Source organism: Kitasatospora sp. NPDC058965 (assembly GCF_042741245.1).
Lineage (GTDB): Bacteria > Actinomycetota > Actinomycetes > Streptomycetales > Streptomycetaceae > Kitasatospora.
The window spans coordinates 1-2,741 of sequence record NZ_JBHYKG010000540.1 but is presented as its reverse complement, the minus strand read 5'-3'; the positions used below and the strand labels follow the sequence as shown (position 1 = coordinate 2,741).

Genomic DNA, 2,741 nt, shown 5'->3' with positions numbered 1-2,741 from the left:
CGTTCGAGGTGGCCGACGGTCGCGTCACCAGGATCTGGGTGGTCCGCAATCCGGCGAAGCTGCGGCCGTGGCGGCAGGAGGGCTGACCGGTCGACCGGCGGCGCGCTGACGTCCGGTCACCCGGGTCCTGCTCGTCGCGCCGGTCGACGGGGGACGCACCGGCGGCCGGGTGACGGAGGGTCAGGCGAGGCCCAGCTTGGCCTCGATGGCCGCGTTGATCGCGGTGACCACGCGGCCCGCGGTGGCCAGGTCCTCGGCCGGGATGCTGCCGTAGACCTCGCCGACATTGGCCGCGGCGGTGGCGGAGACCGTGTCTGCCAGGCCGGTTCCGGCGGGGGTGAGGGCCAGGTCCGGCCCGGTGTCCTCGATCAGGCCGGCCGACAGCAGCAGGTCCAGTGCGGCCTCGACGCGCTCCGCCTCGATCCTGCCGGCGGTGACGATCCGGTCGGCCAGCTGCGTGCGTGGTGCCGGGGTGCCGATCGAGGCGACCTTCAGGGCGGCCCAGCCCGGGTAGTCCAGGCCGGTCCCCGCCAGCGTGCGGGTGAGCATGGCGCGGTGCAGGTTCTCCGAGCGGCCGAGCAGTTGCGGGTCGAGGGCGGTGCCGACGGTGGTGGTGGACATGGGGTTCTCCTGCTTCTCGTGCGTTCTCGGGTGCGGCGGCCGGGGTTCCGGTGCCGAGTAGAGTTTGGCACTGAGTCTCAATTGTGTGCAAGAACCATTTTCGACTGAGATTCATAGGGATCTCGGCTCCAGCTCCGCCGCTAGGATGGCCGCCATGGACGCCACCCCGGTCGACGACCGCTCCCTCCCGCTGCGCGAGCGAAAGAAGCTGCGCACCCGCCGGGCCCTCGCCGACGCCGCGTTGCGGCTGTTCGCGGCCAGGGGCTTCGAGGCGGTGACGGTGGACGAGCTGGCCGACGAGGTGGAGGTCTCGAAGAGCACCTTCTTCCGCACGTTCCCGGCCAAGGAGGCGGTCGCGATCGAGGCCGAGGCCGAGCTGTGGGCGGCCTGGCTGGCGGTGTTGGCCGCGCGCGAGCCGGCCGGCCTGGTCTTCGCCGGGTTGTGCGAGGCGTTGGCCGCCAGTGTGCAGGCGCTGCCGGGGGACTGGGACGGGCGCTACGTGGCAACCCGCCGCCTGGTGCTGACGGCGGACGCCCTGCTCGCCTACGTGGAGCGCCACCGCCACGAGGTGAAGCGCGAGGCCCGGGCCCTGCTCGCCGGGCAGCTCGGGCTCGACCCGGGCGACGTCCGGCTCCAGGTCCTGGCCGAACTCACCATGACGGCTTGGGCCGTGGCCGCCCGCGACTGGGTGCACCGGGACGGCGAGGGCGGTCGCCCGGCGCTGCTGGCCGGGCTGCGGCTGGCGTTCACGGCCGTCCCGGCGAGCCTGGACCTGGCGGTGGAGTAGGGCAGTCGGACAGCTGCGGGGGGACGGGCGGTGCGCCCGGCGGCGAGGCGGGCGGTGCTACGGGTGGCGCAGCAGGTCGCGCCGGTACCAGGTGCCGGGCTTGCCGTTGAGGTCGACCGGGCCGGTCGCGGTGAAGCCGGTGCGGGAGAGCACCGTCCGGGAGGCGAGGTTCCGGTCGGCGACCGACGCCCGCAGCGTGTGCAGGCCGTGCCGGGCCGGCGCGAGGCGGCACAGCTCCAGGACGGCGGCGGTCGCGAGTCCCCGGCCGGTGGCGTGCTCGGCGACGCGGTACCCGAGCTCGGCGGTGCCGTCGGTGATGCGGGCCAGGTTGAAGCGGCCCAGGACGGCGCCGTCCGGGTCGAGCACGAGGTAGAAGGCGTCGGTGCGGGCCACCTGGTAGGCCAGCAGCGTGGCGAACCGGTCGTCGAAGTGCTCGAAGAACGCGTCGCCCCGGTCGGGGATGACGGCGGCGAAGTAGGCGCGGTTGGCCAGCTCGAAGGCGAGCAGGGCAGGGGCGTGCTCGGGGTGCAGCAGGGTCAGGACGGGCGCGGTGTGGTCCACGGGTGGAGCCTAGCCACGGCGGTCCGGGCGGGCACGGGGGTTTCCGTGGGTACGGCGGTTTCGGTGGGCATGGGGGCCACGGCGGTCATGGCGGTTGCTCGCGGCGGGCGCCTGCGGGTCACTCACGGCGGTTGCTCGCGGCGGGCGCCCGCGGGTCACTCACGGCGGTCACTGCGGGGCGGCGAGCGGAGCGAGCGCGGGCGGGCGCAGTGCCCCGGCGCCGGCCGAGCCGAGCAGCAGGCCGGCCAGGTCGTGCGGGTGGGCCCGTTCGGCGGTCGGCGCCGCGGCCGAGATCCGGTCCAGCCGGAACCCCCGACCGGCCCGCCGGGTGCGGCACCACGCGATGAGGTACCACTTGCCGTCGGCGGTCAGCAGCCCGGCCGGCTCGACCAGGCGGTCGCTCTCCCGGCCGGTCGCGTCGACGTAGCGCAGGCGCAGCACGGTGCCGTCGGTGAGGGCCCGCTCCACCGCGGTCCGGACCGACTCCGCGGTCCGGGCGGGCAGGGCGACGATCCGGGCGGCGAGGCGTTCGGCGGCTTCCGTGGCGGGACCGGTCATCGAGGCCGCGATCTTCTGGGCCGCCGTGCGGGCGGCACCGGCGTACGGCGCCGAGGCGTCCGCGGCGGCGAGCGCGGTGACCAGCGCGGCCGCCTCGTCGGCGGTGAACCGGATCGGCGGCAGGGTCATCGCCGGATCGATCGACCACCCGCCGCCCCGCCCGGTCGTGGTGCGCACCGGGACGCCGGCCTCCATCAGCGCTTGCAGGTCGCGC

At 75.4% G+C, this 2,741-nt stretch carries 4 protein-coding genes; 1 reads left to right on the top strand and 3 read right to left on the bottom strand.

Annotation, left to right across the window (positions count from 1 at the left end; all coding sequences use genetic code 11):
• Positions 1-180: 180 nt before the first annotated feature.
• On the bottom strand, positions 181-621 hold the full coding sequence (locus tag ACFW1A_RS39845) for a hypothetical protein (protein ID WP_380418516.1): 441 nt from the start codon (positions 619-621) through the stop codon (positions 181-183).
• A 154-nt stretch (positions 622-775) separates the two neighbouring features.
• Between ACFW1A_RS39845 and ACFW1A_RS39840 the strand changes: the two genes are divergently transcribed.
• The gene (locus tag ACFW1A_RS39840) at positions 776-1,408 is read left to right on the top strand and encodes a TetR/AcrR family transcriptional regulator (protein WP_380418514.1); all 633 of its coding nucleotides are present in this window, start codon (positions 776-778) and stop codon (positions 1,406-1,408) included.
• Between the two features lie 57 nt (positions 1,409-1,465).
• Here the strand turns inward: ACFW1A_RS39840 and ACFW1A_RS39835 are convergent, their stop codons facing one another.
• Positions 1,466-1,969 (bottom strand): GNAT family N-acetyltransferase, encoded by a 504-nt coding sequence (locus ACFW1A_RS39835; protein WP_380418512.1) that lies wholly within the window; start codon positions 1,967-1,969, stop codon positions 1,466-1,468.
• A gap of 168 nt (positions 1,970-2,137) precedes the next feature.
• Positions 2,138-2,741 (bottom strand): helix-turn-helix transcriptional regulator (locus ACFW1A_RS39830; protein ID WP_380418510.1); only part of this gene is annotated, 604 nt, incomplete at its 5' end.

Bases quoted from the DNA above. Each gene is read 5' to 3' on its own strand.
- ACFW1A_RS39840 (WP_380418514.1), top strand. From the start codon at position 776: ATGGACGCCACCCCGGTCGACGACCGCTCCCTCCCGCTGCGCGAGCGA.
- ACFW1A_RS39845 (WP_380418516.1), bottom strand. From the start codon at position 621: ATGTCCACCACCACCGTCGGCACCGCCCTCGACCCGCAACTGCTCGGC.